At 73.1% G+C, this 19,812-nt stretch carries 16 protein-coding genes and 1 rRNA gene; 14 read left to right on the forward strand and 3 right to left on the reverse strand.

The annotated features are described in order from the left end of the window. Both rrf and ACIBG6_RS35340 read left to right on the forward strand, forming a co-directional pair. Window positions 1–92: ribosomal RNA gene (rrf, locus tag ACIBG6_RS35335) — 5S ribosomal RNA — on the forward strand; the annotation flags it as partial. A gap of 1,647 nt (window positions 93–1,739) precedes the next feature. Continuing rightward, complete coding sequence (locus tag ACIBG6_RS35340) at window positions 1,740–2,564, forward strand: hypothetical protein (RefSeq protein ID WP_399226978.1); 825 nt, start codon at window positions 1,740–1,742, stop codon at window positions 2,562–2,564. A gap of 64 nt (window positions 2,565–2,628) precedes the next feature. Here ACIBG6_RS35340 and ACIBG6_RS35345 read toward each other — a convergent pair whose 3' ends face one another. Continuing rightward, on the reverse strand, window positions 2,629–3,924 hold the full coding sequence (locus ACIBG6_RS35345) for a DUF1015 domain-containing protein (protein ID WP_399226824.1): 1,296 nt from the start codon (window positions 3,922–3,924) through the stop codon (window positions 2,629–2,631). Between the two features lie 83 nt (window positions 3,925–4,007). Between ACIBG6_RS35345 and ACIBG6_RS35350 the strand changes: the two genes are divergently transcribed. The 4 genes from ACIBG6_RS35350 (at window position 4,008) to ACIBG6_RS35365 (ending at window position 8,076) form a co-directional block, all read left to right on the forward strand. Beyond that, entirely contained in the window at window positions 4,008–5,078 is a 1,071-nt protein-coding gene (locus ACIBG6_RS35350) for an HAD hydrolase-like protein (protein WP_399226825.1), read from the forward strand. Between the two features lie 141 nt (window positions 5,079–5,219). Next, the gene (locus ACIBG6_RS35355) at window positions 5,220–6,179 is read left to right on the forward strand and encodes an iron chelate uptake ABC transporter family permease subunit (protein ID WP_399226979.1); all 960 of its coding nucleotides are present in this window, start codon (window positions 5,220–5,222) and stop codon (window positions 6,177–6,179) included. After that, window positions 6,176–7,210 carry a FecCD family ABC transporter permease gene (locus ACIBG6_RS35360; RefSeq protein ID WP_399226826.1) on the forward strand — a complete coding sequence of 345 codons (1,035 nt, stop codon included), beginning with the start codon at window positions 6,176–6,178 and terminating at the stop codon, window positions 7,208–7,210. Before ACIBG6_RS35355 ends, ACIBG6_RS35360 begins: the two co-directional genes overlap by 4 nt. Window positions 7,211–7,236: 26 nt before the next feature. Beyond that, window positions 7,237–8,076: an ABC transporter ATP-binding protein gene (locus tag ACIBG6_RS35365; protein WP_399226827.1), complete on the forward strand. Its 840-nt coding sequence runs from the start codon at window positions 7,237–7,239 to the stop codon at window positions 8,074–8,076. Window positions 8,077–8,092: 16 nt separating this feature from the next. Here the strand turns inward: ACIBG6_RS35365 and ACIBG6_RS35370 are convergent, their stop codons facing one another. Then, window positions 8,093–8,440: an SCP2 sterol-binding domain-containing protein gene (locus tag ACIBG6_RS35370; protein WP_329624245.1), complete on the reverse strand. Its 348-nt coding sequence runs from the start codon at window positions 8,438–8,440 to the stop codon at window positions 8,093–8,095. Between the two features lie 42 nt (window positions 8,441–8,482). Here ACIBG6_RS35370 and ACIBG6_RS35375 point away from each other — a divergent pair, with 42 nt between their 5' ends. The 6 genes from ACIBG6_RS35375 to ACIBG6_RS35400 all read left to right on the forward strand — a co-directional run bounded on the left by ACIBG6_RS35375 (window position 8,483) and on the right by ACIBG6_RS35400 (window position 14,341). Continuing rightward, on the forward strand, window positions 8,483–8,758 hold the full coding sequence (locus tag ACIBG6_RS35375) for a hypothetical protein (protein WP_399226828.1): 276 nt from the start codon (window positions 8,483–8,485) through the stop codon (window positions 8,756–8,758). Between the two features lie 7 nt (window positions 8,759–8,765). Further along, entirely contained in the window at window positions 8,766–9,581 is an 816-nt protein-coding gene (locus ACIBG6_RS35380; RefSeq protein WP_399226829.1) for a TlyA family RNA methyltransferase, read from the forward strand. After that, the gene (locus ACIBG6_RS35385) at window positions 9,578–10,498 is read left to right on the forward strand and encodes an NAD kinase (RefSeq protein WP_056650727.1); all 921 of its coding nucleotides are present in this window, start codon (window positions 9,578–9,580) and stop codon (window positions 10,496–10,498) included. Before ACIBG6_RS35380 ends, ACIBG6_RS35385 begins: the two co-directional genes overlap by 4 nt. Window positions 10,499–10,610: 112 nt before the next feature. Next, window positions 10,611–12,353 (forward strand): DNA repair protein RecN, encoded by a 1,743-nt coding sequence (gene recN, locus ACIBG6_RS35390; protein ID WP_399226830.1) that lies wholly within the window; start codon window positions 10,611–10,613, stop codon window positions 12,351–12,353. Further along, window positions 12,350–13,069 (forward strand): hypothetical protein, encoded by a 720-nt coding sequence (locus tag ACIBG6_RS35395; protein ID WP_399226831.1) that lies wholly within the window; start codon window positions 12,350–12,352, stop codon window positions 13,067–13,069. Before recN ends, ACIBG6_RS35395 begins: the two co-directional genes overlap by 4 nt. A 108-nt stretch (window positions 13,070–13,177) precedes the next feature. After that, window positions 13,178–14,341, forward strand: a complete 1,164-nt coding sequence (locus tag ACIBG6_RS35400; protein WP_399226832.1) for a glycosyltransferase family 4 protein — start codon at window positions 13,178–13,180, stop codon at window positions 14,339–14,341. A 395-nt stretch (window positions 14,342–14,736) separates the two neighbouring features. Here ACIBG6_RS35400 and ACIBG6_RS35405 read toward each other — a convergent pair whose 3' ends face one another. Then, window positions 14,737–16,359, reverse strand: coding sequence for a PucR family transcriptional regulator (locus tag ACIBG6_RS35405; protein ID WP_399226833.1), 1,623 nt, complete (start codon window positions 16,357–16,359; stop codon window positions 14,737–14,739). Between the two features lie 162 nt (window positions 16,360–16,521). On the opposite strand from ACIBG6_RS35405, the gene ACIBG6_RS35410 reads away from it, so the two are divergent. Further along, window positions 16,522–18,036 (forward strand): APC family permease, encoded by a 1,515-nt coding sequence (locus ACIBG6_RS35410; protein WP_399226835.1) that lies wholly within the window; start codon window positions 16,522–16,524, stop codon window positions 18,034–18,036. Between the two features lie 122 nt (window positions 18,037–18,158). After that, window positions 18,159–19,811 (forward strand): flavin monoamine oxidase family protein, encoded by a 1,653-nt coding sequence (locus ACIBG6_RS35415; protein ID WP_399226836.1) that lies wholly within the window; start codon window positions 18,159–18,161, stop codon window positions 19,809–19,811. Window position 19,812 lies beyond the last annotated feature (1 nt).

Consider the following 19,812-nt stretch of genomic DNA (forward strand, 5'->3'; position numbering starts at 1 on the left):
CGCCCGGTTACATTCCGAACCCGGAAGCTAAGCCTTTCAGCGCCGATGGTACTGCAGGGGGGACCCTGTGGGAGAGTAGGACGCCGCCGAACAATATTTCAGGACCCCTGGTCCCAGCGTTCACGCTGGACCAGGGGTCCTTTTGTTTTTGCTTGATTTTCCCGATGCGCGGCAGAGTGCCGGCTGCGCGAGAATGACTGCAGTACCCGAAGACAGGAGTCACCCACATGTCCACCAACTCTCCCGACGGCCGTCCGGAGCGCGAGCCGCGTCGCAACGACGGTGGCGGTGGCGACCGGGGCGGCTTCCGCGGGCCGCGCCGTGACGACAACCGGGGCGGCGGCGGTGGCGGCTTCCGTCGCGACGACCGGCCTTCCCACCAGCGCGATGACCGTCGTGGCGACAGCCGTGGCGACAACCGCGGTGGCGGTACCGGTGGTGGCTTCCGCCGGGATGACAGCCGTGGTGGCGGTTCCGGCGGTGGTTTCCGTCGTGACGACAACCGTGGCGGTGGCACCGGTGGTGGCTTCCGTCGCGATGACAACCGCGGTGGCGGTTCCGGTGGTGGTTTCCGTCGTGACGACAGCCGTGGCGGTGGCACCGGCGGTGGCTTCCGTCGTGACGACCGTCGCGATGACAACCGTGGTGTTGGTTCCGGTGGTGGTTTCCGTCGTGACGACAACCGTGGCGGTGGCACCGGTGGCGGTTTCCGTCGCGATGACAACCGTGGTGGTGGCGCCGGTGGCGGTTTCCGTCGTGACGACCGTCGCGATGACAATCGCGGTGGCGGTTCCGGTGGTGGTTTCCGTCGTGACGACAACCGTGGCGGTGGCACCGGTGGCGGTTTCCGTCGCGATGACAACCGTGGTGGTGGCGGTTCCGGTGGCGGTTTCCGTCGCGACGACCGCCGCGATGACAATCGCGGTGGCGGTTCCGGTGGTGGTTTCCGTCGTGACGACAACCGTGGCGGTGGCACCGGCGGTGGCTTCCGTCGCGATGACAACCGTGGTGGTGGCGCCGGTGGCGGTTTCCGCCGTGACGACCGCCGCGATGACAATCGCGGTGGCGGTTCCGGTGGTGGTTTCCGTCGTGACGACAATCGCGGTGGTGGCGCCGGTGGTGGTTTCCGTCGTGACGACAACCGCGGTGGTGGCGCCGGTGGTGGCTTCCGTCGCGATGACAACCGTGGCGGTGGCGGCTTCCGGCGTGATGAGCGTCGTGACGAGCGGCCTCCCTTCCGTCGTGACGACCGTGACAACCGCGGTGGTGGCGCCGGTGGTGGGTTCCGTCGTGACGAGCGGCCCTCCTCCTTCCAGCGCGACGACCGCCGTGACGACAACCGCGGCGGCGGGGGCGGCTTCCGGCGTGAGGAGCGTCGTGACGAGCGTCCCCCCTTCCGTCGCGATGACCGTCGGGACGACAACCGTGGCAGTGGCACGGGTGGTGGGTTCCGTCGTGACGAGCGGCCCTCCTCCTTCCAGCGCGACGACCGCCGTGACGACAACCGCGGCGGCGGTGGCGGCTTCCGGCGTGAGGAGCGTCGTGACGAGCGTCCCCCCTTCCGTCGCGATGACCGTCGGGACGACAACCGTGGCGGTGGCGCCGGTGGCGGCTTCCGTGGGCGGGACGACCGGCGTGACGGCGACCGTGGTGGGTTCCGTGGGCGGGACGACCGGGGTGGCTACGGTGCGCGTGACGACCGTGACCGGGACCGTGGCGACCGTGCGCCGATCAAGCGCCTGCCGATCCCGCCGGAGGTCACCGGTGACGAGATCGACCCGGACGTGCGTCAGGAGCTGATGAGCCTGCCCAAGGGGCTGGCCGAGGAGGTCTCCCGCAACCTGGTCATGGTCGCCCAGCTGATCGACGAGGAGCCGGACCGGGCGTACGAGTACTCCCGGGTCGCCCTGCGGCTCGCGTCGCGTGTCGCGGCCGTGCGCGAGGCGGCCGGCTTTGCCGCGTACGCCACGCAGAAGTACTCCGAGGCGCTGGCCGAGTTCCGCGCGGCGCGGCGGATGAGCGGTGGCGTCGAGCTGTGGCCCGTCATGGCCGACTGCGAGCGTGGCCTGAACCGTCCCGAGCGCGCGCTGGCCATGGCCGGCGAGCCCGAGGTGCAGAAGCTGGACAAGGCCGGGCAGGTCGAGATGCGGCTCGTGGCCGCCGGCGCCCGTCGTGACCTGGGTCAGCTGGACGCCGCCATCGTGACGCTGCAGAGCCCCGAGCTCGCGTCCGGAGCCGTTCACCCGTGGACCGCGCGCCTGCGGTACGCCTACGCCGACGCGCTGATCGCCGCCGGTCGCGAGAGCGAGGCGCGGGACTGGTTCGCCAAGGCCCTGGAGGCCGACAAGGACGGCGTCACGGACGCCTCGGACCGGCTCGCCGAGCTGGACGGCGTCGAGTTCGTGGACGCTTTCGACGACTCGGAGGACGAGGTCGAGGACGAGGCCGTCGAGGGTGGGCTCGTCGATGACGTCGAGGACGACGTCGAAGACGTTGACATCGACGTTGATGTCGAGGGCGATGAGATCGATGACGCCGACGTCGTCGACGGCGACGACCGCTGATCCGGTGAACATGTGAGAAAGGGCGGCACCCCTCGGGGTGCCGCCCTTCTTCGTTTTCCGGGCTTCAGTCCAGCGCGAGGCTTCTCAGGACCAGGCCGGTCGCGGGCTTCGGGCCGAACGAGGTCGACTTGCGGGGCATCGTCACGCCCTGCCGCGCGAGGTCCCGTACGACCTCCTCCCGCACCGGATGCATGAGGACCGCCGTACCGCCGCGGCGTTCCGCCTGGGCGACCGCGGCCTGCGTGTCGTGGATGTAGGCGATGTCCTCGGGGGCGTCCGGGATGTGCCAGACGTGGTCCAGGAGAGTGGAGTGCAGGACCGTCGCGTCCAGGGTGCGCCAGGCCTCCGGGCGGTCCGTGCGGATCGTCCGGTCGAGGAGCGTGGGGTCCGGGTGGTCCAGGAGATGGAAGGCGCCGTCACCCGCGAGGAGGAACGCGTTGCCTTCGGCCGCCGCGGTGGCCAGGGCCTCCAGGGCCACCGGCAGGGCGCGCTCGATCCGGCGTACCCGGAAGGAGTCGCCGAGGGCCGCCAGGGCGTCCGCGACCGGCAGGCGGTTGAGGAGACGGTGGATGGCGCGGACCCGCAGGGGGTAGCGGGCGGTGTCGATGAGGAGGACCAGGCCGTAGTTCCAGGGGCCGGGAGCGGTGTGCTCCTCGCGCAGCCGCAGATACGTCGCCCAGCGGTGGTGGCCGTCGGCGATGAGGGCCTGGTGGCGGCGGAGTTCCTGGGCGACGGTGGCCTGGTCGGCCGGATCGGTGACCGCCCAGAGGCGGTGCTGGAAGCCGTCCTCCGTGGTCGTCGAGAGCAGGGGCTCGCGACGGACGGTCCGTTCGATGACGGCGTCGGCGCCGCCGTCGTCCTCTCCGACGTACGTGAGGAGCAGCGGTTCCAGATTGGCGGCCGTGGTCCGCATCAGGGCGGCGCGGTCCTCGACCACGTGCGGCATGACGTCCTCGTGCGGGAGGACCACGCCCTCGTCCGGGGTCGAGAGCTCCAGGGCGCCGATGATGCCTCGCTGGAGGATGCCGTCGCCGTTCTGCTCGTACACGTAGAGCGCGGGCTCCGGGTCCGGGGCGAGGACGCCGTCCGCGAGCCAGCGGTCGAGGGTGACGGCGGCCTTGCGGTGGCGGGTGCCGGCGGTGATCGCCTGCGGGAGGATCAGCCGGACGATGTTGTGGGGGTCGGCCGACTCCAGATGGAGAAGTCCGTCAGGTCGTACGACGACGTCGTAGGGCGGGGACGTCACGGCGGCGAGGCTGCCCACCCGTTCGGGGACGTAACGGAGTCCACGGAACGGGGCCAGGCGCAGCCCTGCGGCGTCGTCGCGGACAGCGTCGGCCGCGTGACCTGAGGTGTTCATCTCGACATCGTATGTGTGCACGGGCATGAGCGATGATCGGGGGAGCGGAGGAATTCCACCCGGCGAGGCGAGGAGAGTACGCGGTGACGGTGCGGATCGGGCAGGGGCGGCAGGACGGTGGCGGCAGGGCGCTCCCTGGGAGCAGCGCGGTGCCGCTGAGCGCGGCGTACGACACGGCTCTTCTCGACCTGGACGGGGTCGTGTACGCGGGCGGGGAGGCCATCCCGTACGCCGTCGAGGCGCTCGGGGTGGCACGGACCGGCGGGATGCACCTGGCGTACGTCACCAACAACGCGCTGCGGACGCCGGAGGAGGTGGCGACGCACCTCACCGAGCTGGGCGTGCCGGCGGTGGCCGGGGACGTGGTCACCTCGGCGCAGGCGGTCGCGCGGCTGATCGCCGACGAAGTGCCGCCGGGGTCGCGGGTGTTGGTCATCGGGGGTGAAGGGCTGCGGGTGGCGCTGCGCGAGCGGGGTCTCGTGCCGGTGGAGTCGGCGGATTTCGAGCCGGCGGCGGTCGTCCAGGGGTACGGAGGGCCGGACCTGCCGTGGGGGCGGTTCGCGGAGGCCGCGTACGCGGTGCAGCGGGGGGTGCCGTGGTACGCCTCGAACACCGACCTGACGATTCCGGGCGCGCGGGGGATCGGGCCGGGTAACGGGGCTGCGGTGGAGGTCGTACGGATCGCGGCCGGGGGGCGCGTGGAGCCGAAGGTCGCGGGGAAGCCGCTGCCGCCGATGCACCGGGAGACGGTGCTGCGGACGGGGGCCGAGCGGCCGCTGGTGGTGGGGGACCGGCTGGACACGGACATCGAGGGCGCGTTCAACGGTGGCGTGGACTCGCTGCTCGTCTTCACCGGGGTGACGGATGTGGCGCAGCTGCTGAGGGCGGCGCCGGAGCACCGGCCGACGTATGTGGCGGCGGATCTGCGGGGGCTGCTGGTGGCGCAGCCGGAGGTCGTCGCGGAGGCCGGGGGAGTCGTGGCGTGTGGGGGGTGGCGGGCGTCGGTGAGCGGGGGTGAGCTGGTGCTCGAGGCGGCTGCGGGAGCGGATGTGATGGACGGGGTGCGGGCGTTGTGCGGGGCCGCGTGGTCGGCCGCGGGCGACGGGGTGTGCGGGGCTGATGCCGGGAAGGCGTTGGCGTCGTTGGGGTGGTGAGGTTCCCCGCGGGAGCACGATAGTTGGGTAGGCTAACCTAACTCCGTGTTGGTTGAGAGTCCCTCCCGAGCGAGCGCGGAGCCGACGTCCGCCGCCCAGTCTCCGAAGCGCCGGAACTCCGTGCGTGCCGTCGGGTTGGTGGTGGCCGTCGCGGTCCTGCTGCTGGTCTGTGTCCTGAGCATCATGATCGGTGCCAAGCCGGTGCCGCTCGGGGACGTGTGGCACGGGCTGTTCCGGAACAGCGGCGTCGGCAACGACGTCGTCATCCATGACGTACGCGTCCCCCGTACTCTCCTCGGGCTGCTCGTCGGGCTCGCCCTCGGGCTCTCCGGGGCCGTGATGCAGGGGCTGACCCGTAATCCGCTCGCCGAGCCCGGACTGCTCGGGGTCAACGCGGGCGCCGCCGCCGCCGTCGTCACGGCGATCGCGTTCCTCGGGGTGTCCGACGTCAAGGACTACGTCTGGTTCGCCTTCGTCGGAGCCGCCGTCGTCGCCGTGGTCGTCTATCTGCTCGGGGGCAGCCGCAGCGCCACTCCCGTGCGCCTGGCGCTCGCCGGGACCGCCGCCACCGCCGCGCTCTACGGGTACGTCAACGCCGTCCAGCTGCTGAACTCCGCCGCCCTCGACCGGCTGCGGTTCTGGACCGTGGGGTCGCTCGCCTCCGCCGACATGGCGACCATCCGCCAGGTCGCCCCCTTCATCCTGGGCGGCGCCGTCCTCGCGCTCCTCATCGCGCGGCCGCTGAACGCCATGGAGATGGGCGACGACACCGCCCGGGCGCTCGGCGCGAACATCAACCGGACGCGGGTCATCGCCATGGTGTCCGTCACCCTGATGTGCGGAGCCGCCACCGCGGCCTGCGGGCCCATCGTGTTCCTCGGGCTGATGGTCCCGTACATGGTGCGGGCGATCACCGGGCCCGACATGCGCTGGATCCTGCCGTACGCGGCCGTCCTCGCGCCCGTGCTGCTGCTCGGCTCCGACGTCGTCGGGCGGCTCGTGGCCCGGCCCTCCGAGCTCCAGGTCGGCATCGTGACCGCCCTCATCGGCGGGCCCGTCTTCATCCGACTCGTACGCCGCAAGAGGATGGCCCAGCTGTGACCACCAAGACCCTGCGGGCCGGCGGCGGACTCTCCGTACGGTACGAGCCCCGGGCCGCGCTCTCCGTCCTCGGCCTGCTCGTGGTCGCCGTCGCCGTCGCCGTCGTCCTCATCGGCACCGGGGACTTCCCGATGACGCCCGGCGAGGTCGTCGACACGCTCCTCGGCAAGGGCACCGTCGTCCAGGAGTTCGCCGTCATGGACCTGCGGCTGCCGCGGGTCCTCGTCGCCGTCTTCGTCGGCGCCGCGCTCGCCGTCGGCGGGGCCGTCTTCCAGTCGGTGTCCCGCAATCCGCTCGGCAGCCCCGACGTCATCGGCTTCGGCCAGGGCGCCACCGTCGGCGCGCTCACCGTCATCGTCCTCTTCCAGGGCAGCGCCGCCGCCGCGGCCGGCGGGGCCGTCGTCGGCGGGCTCGTCACCGGTGTGACGATCTACCTGCTGGCATGGAAGAAGGGCGTGCACGGCTACCGGCTCGTCCTCGTCGGCATCGGCGCCGCCGCCATGCTCACCTCCGTCATCCACTACCTGATCACCAAAGCCGATCTGGTGGACGCGACCCGCGCCACCGTGTGGATGACCGGTTCCCTCGACGGGCGCGACTGGTCCCAGTTCTGGCCGCTGTTCGCCGTCTGCTGCGTCCTGCTGCCGCTCGTCCTCGGCCACGGCCGGGCCCTGCGCATGCTGGAGATGGGCGACGACGCCGCGTACGCCCTCGGGGTGAAGGTCGAGCGGACCCGGATCATCCTCATGGCCTCGGCCGTCCTGCTCGTCGCCGTCGCCACCTCCGCCGCCGGGCCGATCGTCTTCGTGTCGCTGAGCGCGCCCCAGCTGGCCCGTCGGCTGACCCGGGCACCCGGCCCCAACCTCGCCGCCTCCGCCCTCATGGGCTCGGCGCTGCTGCTCGGCGCCGACTGGATCGCCACCAACGCCTTCGGCGAGCGCCAGCTCCCGGTCGGCGTCGTCACCGGCATCCTCGGCGGCTGCTATCTGCTCTGGCTGCTCGTCACCGAACGCAAGGCGGGCCGGATATGACCAACGAAGACAAGAGGAGTACGGGTATGGGCGGTCGGCAGAAGCAGCGTCTCAGCGCGGAATCGGTCACCCTCGCGTACGAGCAGCGGGTCATCGCCCGCGACCTGTCCGTCGAGATCCCCGACAACTCCTTCACCGTCATCGTCGGGCCCAACGCCTGCGGCAAGTCGACCCTGCTGCGCGCCCTCTCCCGGATGCTGAAGCCCGCCGAGGGCCGGGTCCTGCTGGACGGGGCGTCGATCCACTCCCTGCCCGCCAAGAAGGTCGCCAAGACCCTCGGCCTGCTGCCCCAGTCCTCGATCGCCCCCGACGGCATCACCGTCGCCGACCTCGTCGCCCGCGGCCGCTACCCGCATCAGGGGCTGCTGCGCCAGTGGTCGCCGGAGGACGAGCGGATCGTCCAGGAGTCGATGGCCTCGACCGGCGTCGCCGAACTGGCCGACCGGTACGTCGACGAGCTCTCCGGCGGGCAGCGGCAGCGCGTCTGGATCGCCATGGCGCTCGCCCAGCAGACCCCGCTGCTGCTTCTCGACGAGCCGACGACGTTCCTCGACATCCAGCACCAGATCGACGTCCTCGACCTCTGCGCCGAGCTGCACGAGACGCAGGGCCGGACGCTCGTCGCCGTGCTGCACGACCTCAACCACGCGGCCCGGTACGCGACCCACCTCATCGCCGTCCGCGGCGGCGAGGTCGTCGCCGAGGGCCCGCCGTCCGAGGTCGTCACGGCCGAGCTCGTCGAGCGGGTCTTCGGACTGCGCTGCCAGGTCATCGAGGACCCGGAGACCGGTACGCCGCTGGTCGTGCCGGCCGGGCGCAAGGCCCGGGCCCGGAAGGCCGAGAGCGTGCCCGTCCTGCGGAAGTAGGGCCGTCGGAGCGGCGCTACAGGAGCGAGCGCAGCTTCAGCAGGTCGCGGAAGCCGGCCTCCAGCCTGACCCGGCCGGAGGCCCAGGCCTTCGCGAAGTTCAGCTCGCCGCCCACCATCGCCACCAGGTCGTCGCCGGTCATCGCGAGCCGGATCTGCGCCTTCGCCGGCGGCGGCCCCGGCACCGTGTCCACGACCTCGATCCGGCCGTCGGCGAGACGGCCCGTGAAGGTCGTGTCCAGGTCCGTGATGTGGCAGCTCAGGGTGCGGTCGAGCGCGGTCGCACCCCGCACGTCGCCGTCGGCCCGCGCGAGATTGTCCGAAAGTCTGTCCAGTGCGCCACGGCACTCAGTGATCGTCGCCATCGCCGTCGACCGTACCGCAGGGCTTCGCGATAGCGTCGGGGGATGAGCGATGCGACGACGGAGCCGGCACCCATCGAGGCAGAGGACACGGAGGTCACGGTGGACCACGAGCCCGCCGCGCCCGCGCCGCTCGGCGTCGCCCGGGAGCTCACCGGCCACGCCGCCGTCGACGCCCACCTGGCGCGTCTCGGCGAGGTGGACCACCTCCCGGCGGACGGACACCTGGAGGTGTACGAGGATGTACACCGTGGACTGCGCGCCGAGCTGACCTCGCTCGACGCGCACCCCGCCCCCCGTCCGCACGACAACAGGAGCTGAACCGAACGTGGCAGGAGTGGCACGCCGCCGTCTCGACGCCGAGCTGGTACGGCGCAAGCTCGCGCGCTCGCGCGAGCACGCCAGCCAGCTGATCGCCGCGGGCCGGGTGACCGTCGGCAAGACCGTCGCCACCAAGCCCGCCACCCAGGTCGAGACCGCCGCGGCCATCGTCGTCGTCCAGGACGACGACGACCCCGACTACGTCTCGCGCGGCGGCCACAAGCTCGCCGGGGCCTTCGAGGCCTTCGTCCCGCAGGGACTGCTCGTCGAGGGCCGGCGCGCCCTGGACGCCGGGGCCTCCACCGGCGGCTTCACCGACGTGCTGCTGCGCGCGGGCGCCGCCCACGTCGTCGCCGTCGACGTCGGCTACGGACAGCTCGCCTGGTCGCTGCAGAGCGACGAGCGCGTCACCGTGAAGGACCGGACGAACGTCCGCGAGTTGACGCTCGAGGCGATCGACGACGCCCCCGTCGACCTGGTCGTCGGCGACCTGTCCTTCATCCCGCTCGGCCTCGTGCTGCCCGCCCTGGTGGCGTGCACGGCGCCCGACGCCGACCTCGTCCTGATGGTGAAGCCGCAGTTCGAGGTGGGCAAGGAACGGCTCGGTACGGGCGGGGTCGTGCGGAGCACCGAACTCCGGGCCGACGCCGTGAAGAACGTGGCCCGGCGCGCAGCCGAGCTCGGACTCGGTGTCCTCGGCGTCACCGCCAGCCCGCTGCCCGGCCCGTCCGGGAACGTCGAGTACTTTCTGTGGCTGCGGGCAGGCGCACCCGCGCTCGATCCGGCGGACGTCGACCGCGCCGTGGCGGAGGGACCTCGTTGAGCTCAACGGCAGCACCATCGGGAACATCACGCACCGTCTTCCTGCTCGCACACACCGGCAGGCCCGCCGCCGTGCGCAGCGCCGAACTGGTCGTCCTGGGGCTGCTGCGCTGCGGCATCGGCGTCCGCGTCCTGGAGGCCGAGGCCTCGGACCTGCCGCTGCCGCCGTCCGTCGAGAAGGTGCCGGAGGCCTGCTCCGACGCCCTCGACGGCTGTGAACTCCTCGTCGTCCTCGGCGGCGACGGCACGCTGCTGCGCGGCGCCGAGTTCTCCCGGGCCTCCGGGGTGCCGATGCTCGGCGTCAACCTGGGCCGGGTCGGCTTCCTCGCGGAGGCCGAGCGGGACGACCTCGACAAGGTCGTCGACCGGGTCGTGACGAAGGCGTACGAGGTCGAGGAGCGGATGACGCTCGACGTCGTCGTGTACGAGAACGGCGACGTCCTGCACCGTGACTGGGCGCTCAACGAGGCGGCCGTCCAGAAGGTGTCCCCGGAGCGGATGCTGGAGGTCGTGCTCGCCATCGACGGCCGTCCGGTGACCGGCTTCGGCTGCGACGGGGTGATCTGCGCGACACCGACCGGCTCCACCGCGTACGCCTTCTCGGCGGGCGGACCGGTCGTCTGGCCGGAGGTCGAGGCCCTGCTCATGGTCCCCATCGGGGCGCACGCCCTGTTCGCCAAGCCGCTCATCACCACCCCCGAGTCGGTGCTGGCCGTCGAGGTCGAGCCGCACACCCCGCACGGCGTGCTGTGGTGCGACGGGCGGCGGACCGTGGAGCTTCCGGCGGGTGCGCGGGTCGAGGTGCGGCGCGGTGCCGTGCCCGTCCGGCTGGCCCGTCTGCACCACGCCTCCTTCACGGACCGGCTGGTCGCCAAGTTCGCCCTGCCGGTGTCGGGGTGGCGGGGCGCTCCGCACTGACGCGCTCCCCGCGCTCTCTCGGCCGGGCTCCCGTGCTTTCCGGTGCCTGAACGATCGGGGCGCCGGAGAGTTACGGCCGGGGCGATGTCGCATCGGACCAGGGAAACCTCGTATGGTCTGGGGCGTGCTGGAGGAGATGCGGATACGGTCGCTCGGGGTCATCGACGACGCGGTGGTCGAGCTGTCGCCCGGCTTCACCGCGGTGACCGGTGAGACCGGCGCGGGCAAGACCATGGTCGTGACCAGTCTTGGCCTGCTGCTCGGTGGACGGGCCGACCCGGCCCTGGTGCGGATCGGCGCGGCCTCGGCCGTCGTCGAGGGACGGATCAGCGTGCCCCCGGGCGCGCCCGCCGCCCTGCGCGCCGAGGAGGCCGGGGCCGAACTGGAGGACGGGGTGCTGCTCGTCAGCCGTACCGTCTCGGCCGAGGGACGCTCACGAGCCCACCTCGGCGGGCGCTCCGTGCCCGTCGGGCTGCTCGCCGAGCTCGCCGACGAGCTCGTCGCCGTCCACGGCCAGACCGACCAGCAGGGCCTGCTCAAGCCCGCCCGGCAGCGCGGCGCGCTCGACCGGTACGCGGGCGAGGCCGTCGCCGTGCCGCTCGCCGCCTACGGCGAGGCGTACAAGCGGCTGCGGGCCGTCACCGGCGAGCTGGAGGAGATCACCACCCGGGCCCGGGAACGGGCCCAGGAGGCCGATCTGCTGCGCTTCGGGCTCACCGAGATCGAGGCCGTCGCCCCGCGCGCCGGGGAGGACGTCGAACTCGCCGCCGAGGCGGAGCGGCTCGGCCACGCCGAGGCCCTGGCCTCCGCCGCCGCGCTCGCGCACGGCGCGCTCGCGGGCAACCCCGAGGACCCCGAGGCCGTCGACGCGACGACCCTCGTCGCGGGCGCGGGCCGGGCCCTGGAGGCCGTACGGTCCCACGACGCGGCGCTCGCCTCGCTCGCCGACCGGATGGGGGAGATCTCCATCCTGCTCGGCGACGTGGCCGGGGAGCTCGCCGGATACGCCGACGACCTGGACGCCGACCCGCTGCGGCTCGCCGCCGTCGAGGAGCGGCGCGCGGCCCTCACCCAGCTCACCCGGAAATACGGCCAGGACATCACGGCCGTCCTCGCCTGGGCCGAGGAGAGCGCGGCCCGGCTCGGCGAGCTGGACGGCGACGACGACCGCGTCGAGGAGCTGACCGCGGAGCGGGACCGGCTGCGCGACGAACTGTCCGTCCTCGCCCAGGGGCTCACCGACGCCCGCACGGAGACCGCCGACCGGTTCGCCGGGGCGGTCACCGCCGAGCTCGCCTCGCTCGCCATGCCGCACGCGCGCGTGTCCTTCGCCATCAGCCAGACCGAGGACCCCGAGGGGGTCGAGGTCGGCGGCCGGCGGGTCGCCTACGGCCCGTCCGGGGCCGACGAGGTCGAGCTGCTGCTCGCCCCGCACCCCGGAGCGCCGCCGCGGCCGATCGCCAAGGGCGCGTCCGGCGGTGAGCTGTCGCGCGTGATGCTCGCGGTGGAGGTCGTCTTCGCGGGGACCGACCCCGTGCCCACGTACCTCTTCGACGAGGTCGACGCGGGCGTCGGCGGCAAGGCGGCCGTGGAGATCGGGCGGCGGCTCGCCAAGCTCGCCAAGACCGCGCAGGTCGTCGTCGTCACCCACCTTCCGCAGGTCGCCGCCTTCGCCGATCGGCAGCTGCTCGTGGAGAAGACCAACGACGGTTCCGTGACCCGGTCCGGTGTCACCGTCCTGGAGGGCGAGGAGCGCGTACGGGAGCTGTCCCGGATGCTCGCCGGCCAGGAGGACTCCGAGACGGCCAGGGCGCACGCGGAGGAGCTGCTCGCGACGGCCCGGGCGGACGGGTGAGGCGTCTCGTCTCCTTCGGGGTCGCCGCCGGGGTGACCCGGGCGGTGTACGAGGGGCTGCGGGGGACCGTGGGTGGTGCGCGGTGGACGCGGGTCAACCATGCCGGGCGGAGCGTCGGCCTGTACGCCGGGCCCGCGACCGCTCTCGGGGCCGCGGCCGGCAGCGGCAGCGGGCCGGTGGCGTTCGCCGTACTGGCGGCCGGGACGTGCGGGGCGTACGACGATGTGAAGGGCGATCACCGGCGCGGTTTCCGGGCGCACTTGGCGGCCTTGCGCGACGGCGAGGTGACCAGCGGGACCGTCAAGCTCCTCGGCATCGGCGCGGCCTCGCTGGCGGCCGGGGCGCTGCTCAAGGAACGGCCCGTGGACAAGGTTCTGGCCGGGGTCGTCATCGCCGGCTGCGCCCATCTGGTGAACCTCGTGGACGTACGGCCGGGGCGGGCGGGCCTGACCGTGCTCGCGCTCGGCGCGCCCGGCCTGTTGCGCGGGTCGCTCGCCGCCGCCCCGATGGGCGCGGCGGCGGCGGTCCTCGGCGAGGACCTCGGGGAGCGCACGATGCTCGGTGACACCGGCGCGCACGCGCTCGGCGCGGCCGTCGGCGGCGCGATCGCCGCGGGGAACGGGCGGTTCGGTCTCGCCGCGCACGCGGTGGGGCTCGTCGCCGCCGCGGTGTGGGGGGAGTGCGACGCCGCGTCGCGCGCTCACCCACGTGGGTGAACCCTGGGGTGGGTCGGGACGGCGGACGCCCTCCGTACAAGGGAACGACGCCACTTCGGTGCCGGAACGTGCGTACGGTCGGCGGTACGGGCTGGCATCCTTGGGCGCGTGACACAGCTCCGTACGGTCCAAGTGCTGGGCGGCGGCAGCGCGGGCAGTAGCTCCCACGTCCGATCACTCGCCTCGGGGCTTGTGGCGAGGGGCGTGCGGGTGACCGTGTGCGCCCCGGCAGAACTCGACCGTCTCTACGACTACCTCGGCGCCGGCGCGCACTTCGTGCCCCTGCCGCGCCTCGGGGACCCCGCGACCGTCACCGCGCTCCGTAACGCCTGCATCGGCGCGGACGTGGTCCACGCGCACGGGTTGCAGGCCTCCGTGCGGGCCGCGCTCGCGCTGTCGGCGCCGTGCGGGGGTCGGGCTTCCGGGGGGTCGGTGTCCGGTGGGACGGCCTTCGACGGGCCGGCGTCCGGCGCGTCGGCGTCCGGCGGGGGGCGCACGCCGCTCGTCACGACCTGGCACAGCCGGAACCACCTGGACGGGGCGCGGGGCGGCGTACAACGGCTCCTGGAGCGCAGGACCGTACGGGCCGCGTCCGTCGTCCTCGGCACGTCGTCCGAACTCGTCGACCGGGCGCGGCGGCGCGGGGCGCGGGACGCCCGGCTCGCGCCCGTGACCGTGCCGGCCGCGCGGGGGCCCGTCTGCCTCCACGACGGCAAGGCCCGTGCCGAACTCGGCGCGGTCGACCGGCCCTTGCTGATGGCCGTCGGGGCGCTCGAACGGGGACGCGGGTACGGGACGCTGCTCGACGCGGCGCGCTCGTGGCGGGACCTCGACCCGCAGCCGCTGCTCGTCATCGCGGGCGAGGGCCGCGAACGGGCCGCGCTGCAGCGGCGGATCACCGCGGAGGGGCTCGCGGTACGGCTGATCGGGCGGCGCGACGACGTGGCGGAGCTGCTGGCCGCGGCGGACGTCGCGGTCCTCCCGTCGCGCCGGGAGGCCCGCTCGCTGCTCGCGCAGGAGGCGCTGCGGCTCGGCGTGCCGCTGGTCGCGACGGCGGTCGGCGGGGTGCCGGAACTGGTCGGGGACGCGGCGGAGCTGGTGCCGTACGGAGACGCGGCGGCGCTCGCGCGGGCGGTACGGGGGCTGCTGGAGGACGCGGACCGGCGGATGGACCTGGCGGCGGCGGGGCGGGTGCAGGCGGGGACGTGGCCGACGGAGGACGAGACGGTGGCGCATGTGCTGAGCGTGTACGACGAGTTGGCGGGGCGCTGACGCGGTGGGGTGGGGCGGGGTTGTTTCCCCCACCCCGCCCCTTCCCGAAACTCTGACGAGACCGGGGGCTCCGCCCCCGAACCCCCGGGGCGGCGGCTTCGCCCCGCCGGGGGAGGGACGTGGGGCTTCGCCCCCGCCCCCAGGCGACGGCCACGCGCGGCTGACAAGGGAACGCCGGGCTCTGCCCCCGGCCGGCTCCGCGGCGGCTTCGCGTCGTCCGGTGGGTTCCCGGATCCCTGCCCGCTCCGCGGCGGCTTCGCGTCGCCCGGTGGGCTCCCGGATCCCTGCCCGCTCCGCGTCGGCTTCGCGCCGTCCGGTGGGCTCCCGGATCCCTGCCCGTTCCGCGGCGGCTTCGCGTCGCCCGCTTGTGGCGTCTGCCTAGGGCGGCCGCGGTGTTACGTCGTGTGGCGGCGGGCTCGTAGGGCCAGGGAGAGGGCCAGGACCGTCTGGGGGTCGTCCAGGTCCGTGCCCAGGAGATCGGAGATGCGGGCCAGGCGGTTGTAGAGGGTCTGGCGGTTGAGGTGGAGTTCGCGGGCCGTCTCCGCCTTGCGGCCCGCGTGGGCCAGGTACGTCTCCAGCGTCGGGAGCAGCGGCGGGCGGGAGGTGCGGTCGTGGTCGCGGAGGGGGCCGATCGCCCGGTCCACGAAGGCCGCCAGGTCAGGGTGGTCCCGTAGGCGCCAGAGGAGCAGGTCGATGTCCAGGCGGCGCGCGTCGTACCAGGGACGGTCCGACAGGCCCTGCGCGGCCGTCGCCGTCTCCGCCGCGTGCCGCAGGCCCGCCGACGCCGCCGCCCAGCTTCCGGCGACGCCCACGACGACCACCGGCGGGTGGACGCCCGCGCGCTCCAGACCGGCCCGCTCCACGCCCGCCCGGAGCGCCGCCGCGACCCGGTCCGCGACGGCCGTGCGCTCCGACTCCGAGCGCAGGCCCAGGAGGAGCGGGACACGTCCCTCGACCGGGCGGACGCCCAGGAGGACGGGGACGCCCACCGAGGAGAGTTCTTCGAGGACCGCTCGGGCCAGGAGGGCCCAGTTGCCCGACGGGGAGAGTTCCGATGCCAGGCGCATGACCACCGGCAGCAGCGGGCCGTCGCCCGGTTTGAAGCCGAGGACCCGGGCCTGGGCGGGGGCGGCCTCCGCCGTGATCCGGCCCTCCGCCAGGTCCGTCAGGAAGTCGCCCCGGCCGCGCGCGGCCAGCTCCTCCTCCTGGCGCGCCTGCATGAGGACCACCGCGAGGATGCCCGCCGCCCGCTCGGCCGCCATCCGGTGGACGGGGGAGAGGGCGCCGGAGACCGCGAGGAGGACCAGGCGGGCCCGTACCGAACCCGTACCGGGGCCGCCGCCCGGCACGTCGACGAGGACCGTACCGGTCGGTGGGCCGGATTCGCGGGCCGCGCGCTGGCCGCGCAGCCCGTCCCACACCTGGAGCGGGTCGGCGGGGCCGGACTCGGTGCCCGCCGCGTACAGGAGCTGGCCGTCGGCGGTCTCCAGGAAGACCGGGTTCGCGGCGAAGTCGGACAGGATGCGCAGGACCTGCGGGATCCCGCCGCCCCCGAGCAGGGCCTCCGTGCACTGCCGGTGCACCTCCTCGGCCTGGCGGAGGAGCGCGTAGTGGCCGTTGACGATCTCGGTGTGGATCTCCTCCGTGACCGCCACGAAGGGGACCTCGCGGTGGAGCTGGACGAGGGGCAGCCCCGCCGCCCGCGCGGTCTCCACTATCGTCGCCGGGAGGCGGGCGAAGCGCGGGCCCAGTTCGACGACGAGCGCCGCGATGCCCCGGTCGGCGAGCCGGCGGACGAAGGCCCGCTGCTCGGCCGGGCGGGTGCCCAGACCGAGGCCCGTCGTGAGGAGGAGTTCGCCGCCCTTGAGCAGCGACGCGATGTTCGGCACCTCGCCGGCGTGCACCCAGCGCACCGTGCGGTGCAGCCGGTCCCCGCCGGCGACGACCTCCGGGAGCCCGCCGCGCAGCCCCGGGAGTTCGAGCGCCCGCTGCACGGTGATCCCGCCCTGATTGTCCATGGGCCCGGACGCTACCCCGCGTCCGCGTTCCGGTGACATCACCGCTCGGTTACGGGACCGGACACTTCGTACACCGGGGCGACAACTCGTCGCCCCATGGCGGGAATTGTGCGACCGCATGTCGATTGTGGCCTGCATCACACGCGAGGATGCTCTCGCGCCATGGCAAAGAACTCCACCCCAGAGGTCCACCGGCTGAAGGCGAACTCCGTCGGTCTGGTCGGCGTCGTCTTCATGGCCGTGGCCACCGCGGCCCCGATCACCGCGATGACCGGCAACCTCCCCATCGCCGTCGGCTTCGGCAACGGCACCGGCGCACCCGCCGGCTATCTCTTCGCGACGCTCGTCCTGACCGTCTTCTCCGTCGGCTATGTCGCCATGGCCAAGCGGATCACGGCCGCGGGCGCCTTCTACGGCTACATCTCGCACGGTCTCGGCCGGATCGCCGGCATGGCCTCCGGCATGCTCGCGGTCCTCGCGTACATCGTCTTCGAGGCCTCGATCGTCGGCGTCTTCGCGTACTTCGCCCAGACGACCGTCGCAGATCAGCTCGGCGTCGACATTCCGTGGATCCTGTACGCGGCGGTCATGCTGGCCGTGACGGCCGTCCTCTCGTACTTCGACATCAACCTGACCGCCAAGGCGCTCGGCGTGATGCTCATCGCGGAGATCGCGGTCCTCTTCGCGGTCGCCACCGCCGTGCTGATCGCCGGCGGCGGACCCGACGGCATCCCGGTCGAGCCGATCAACCCCGTGAACGCCTTCACCGGTACCTCGGCGGGGCTCGGACTCTTCTTCGCCTTCTGGTCCTGGGTCGGCTTCGAGTCGACCGCGATGTACGGGGAGGAGTCGCGCGACCCGAAGAAGGTCATCCCGCGCGCCACGCTGATCTCCGTCATCGGCGTCGGTCTCTTCTACATCTACGTGTCGTGGATGACGATCGCCGGAAACGGCCTCGCCGGGTCCGTGAAGCTGTCCGCCTCCGCCTCGCCGCTCGACCTGTTCTTCGCCCCCACCCAGTCCTTCATCGGCGCCTGGGCCGTCGACGCCTTCCAGTGGCTGCTGCTGACCGGCTCCTTCGCCTGCGGCATGGCCTTCCACCAGTGCGCCTCGCGCTACCTGTACGCCATCGGACGCGAGGGCTTCCTCCACCCGGCGCTCGGCCGCACCCACGCGCGGTACGGCTCGCCGTACATCGCCTCCTACGTGCAGAGCGCGCTCGCCGTCGGCCTCGTCGTCGCCTTCTGGCTCACCGGCCAGGACCCGTACATCCACCTCTACACGCTGCTCGCCATCCTCGGCACGATGGCGATCCTCATCGTCCAGACCCTCTGCTCCTTCGCCGTCATCGGCTACTTCCGCAAGAACCACCCCGAGGACCGGCACTGGTTCAGGACCCTCACCGCCCCGCTCCTCGGCGGCATCGGCATGATCGCCGTCGTCGTCCTGCTGGTCGTCAACATGGAGACCGCGGCCGGGCTCGCCGCCGACTCCCTCTTCTTCAAGGCGATTCCCTGGATCGTCGGGCTGGTCTTCTTCGGCGGCCTCGGCCTCGGCTTCTACCTCAAGGCCAAGCGGCCCGAGCGCTACGAGATCATCGGCCGGATCGTCCTGGAGGACGCTGCCGAGCGCCCCGCCGAGGCAGCCCCCGCTCCCGCCGCCGTACCCCAGGGCTGAATCCCCGCTGTACGCCGGAGCCGAACCCCCCGTCGTACCCCAGAGCCGCATCACCGTCGTACCCCAGAGCCGCATCACCGTCGTACCGCAGAGCTGATTTCCCCTCCCCCTAGGAGCGCTCCATGGCACGCACCAACCCGATGCACCTCCTGAAGCGCCTCGTCGCCGAGCGCGCCGACGCCCGGCGCCTCGCCATCCCCGTCGACGAGCTCAGAGGCATGAGAGCTGACGCCTTCGGGCGCCGCTCCCTGCTCACGTACGCGGCCGCCGCCGGTCTCGCCGTCGGCGCCGCCGGGGCCGCCGGCCTGGGCGGGGCCGTCCCCGCCCGCGCCGCCACCCCGGACCCACCCGTCAAGAGCACCGCCAGGGTCGCCGTCGTCGGGGCCGGGATATCCGGCCTCACCTCCGCACTCACCCTCCAGGACGCCGGCCTGAGCCCCATCCTCTACGAGGCCGACCCCTCGCGGGTCGGCGGCCGCATGTGGACCCAGCGGAACCACTGGGCCTACGGCCAGACCTCCGAGATCGGCGGCGAGCTGATCGACACCAGCCACAAGAAGATCCTGGAGCTCTGCCGCCGCTTCGACCTCGACGTCGAGGACTTCCTCGGCGGCGGACCCAACGGGGCCGAGGAAGTCCTCTGGTTCGACGGCGCCTACTACCCGCGCCACCAGGCCGACGAGGACTTCAACGGGGTCTACCAGGCGCTGCGCCGCGACCTCTCCGAGGCGGGCGAGGTCTTCTGGAACCAGACCACCCCCACCGGCACCGCCCTCGACGACATGTCCGTGTACGAGTGGATCGAGACGCGGGTCCCGGGCGGCCACTCCTCGCCCCTCGGCAAGTTCATCGACGTCGCCTACAACGTCGAGTACGGCGCCGACACCACCGATCAGTCCTCGCTCGCCCTCGTCCTGCTCATGGGCTACCAGACCAATCCGGGCAACTTCAACATCTGGGGCCTGTCCAACGAGCGGTACCACATCGTCGGCGGCAACGACCGGCTCCCGAACGCCATCGCCGGGGCCCTCACCCCCGGCACCCTGCGCCGGGGTTGGTCCCTGACCGCCGTACGGGCCAATGCCGACGGCACGCTGACGCTGACCTTCACCGAGGCCGGCGCCACCCGTACCGTCACCGCCGACCACACGATCCTCTGTCTCCCGCTGCCGATCCTCAAGCAGCTCGACCTCTCCCAGGCGGGCTTCGACCCGCTCATGCGGAACCTGCTGCGGGACGCCCGCATGGGCCACTGCACCAAGCTCAACATGCAGTTCGGCACCCGCCCCTGGCGCGGCACCGGCCCCTGGCCCGGGGTCTCCGCCGGAGACTGCTTCACCGACAGCGAGGTCCAGCAGACCTGGGACACCACCAAGGTCCAGGGCGGCACCGGCGGCATCCTCCTCCAGTACGGCGGCGGCAGCCTGGCCCGGAACCTGAACCCGGCCGGGCCGTTCTCCACCGAGTCCGACCCGTACGTGCGCGGCCTCGTCACCCGCTACCTCGCCGGCATCGACGCCTTCTTCCCCGGCACCTCCCGGGCGTACACGGGCCGGGCCCAGCTCTCCGCCTGGCACAAGAACCCCTACGCCCTCGGCGCGTACTCCTGCTGGCCCGTCGGCTACCTCCACAGGTACGCGGGCTACGAGGGCACGGCGCAGGGGAACGTCCACATCGGCGGTGAGCACTGCAGCTACGACTTCCAGGGCTTCATGGAGGGCGGGGCCACGGAGGGCGAGCGGGCCGCCAGGGAGGTGATCGACGTCCTGAGGTGAG

The organism is Streptomyces sp. NPDC050842 (genome assembly GCF_044456565.1).
GTDB lineage: Bacteria > Actinomycetota > Actinomycetes > Streptomycetales > Streptomycetaceae > Streptomyces.

Bases quoted from the DNA above. Each gene is read 5' to 3' on its own strand.
- ACIBG6_RS35415 (WP_399226836.1), top strand. From the start codon at position 18,159: ATGGCACGCACCAACCCGATGCACCTCCTGAAGCGCCTCGTCGCCGAG.
- ACIBG6_RS35410 (WP_399226835.1), top strand. From the start codon at position 16,522: ATGGCAAAGAACTCCACCCCAGAGGTCCACCGGCTGAAGGCGAACTCC.
- ACIBG6_RS35345 (WP_399226824.1), bottom strand. From the start codon at position 3,924: ATGAACACCTCAGGTCACGCGGCCGACGCTGTCCGCGACGACGCCGCA.
- ACIBG6_RS35365 (WP_399226827.1), top strand. From the start codon at position 7,237: ATGGGCGGTCGGCAGAAGCAGCGTCTCAGCGCGGAATCGGTCACCCTC.
- recN (WP_399226830.1), top strand. From the start codon at position 10,611: ATGGTCTGGGGCGTGCTGGAGGAGATGCGGATACGGTCGCTCGGGGTC.
- ACIBG6_RS35375 (WP_399226828.1), top strand. From the start codon at position 8,483: ATGAGCGATGCGACGACGGAGCCGGCACCCATCGAGGCAGAGGACACG.
- ACIBG6_RS35405 (WP_399226833.1), bottom strand. From the start codon at position 16,359: ATGGACAATCAGGGCGGGATCACCGTGCAGCGGGCGCTCGAACTCCCG.
- ACIBG6_RS35370 (WP_329624245.1), bottom strand. From the start codon at position 8,440: ATGGCGACGATCACTGAGTGCCGTGGCGCACTGGACAGACTTTCGGAC.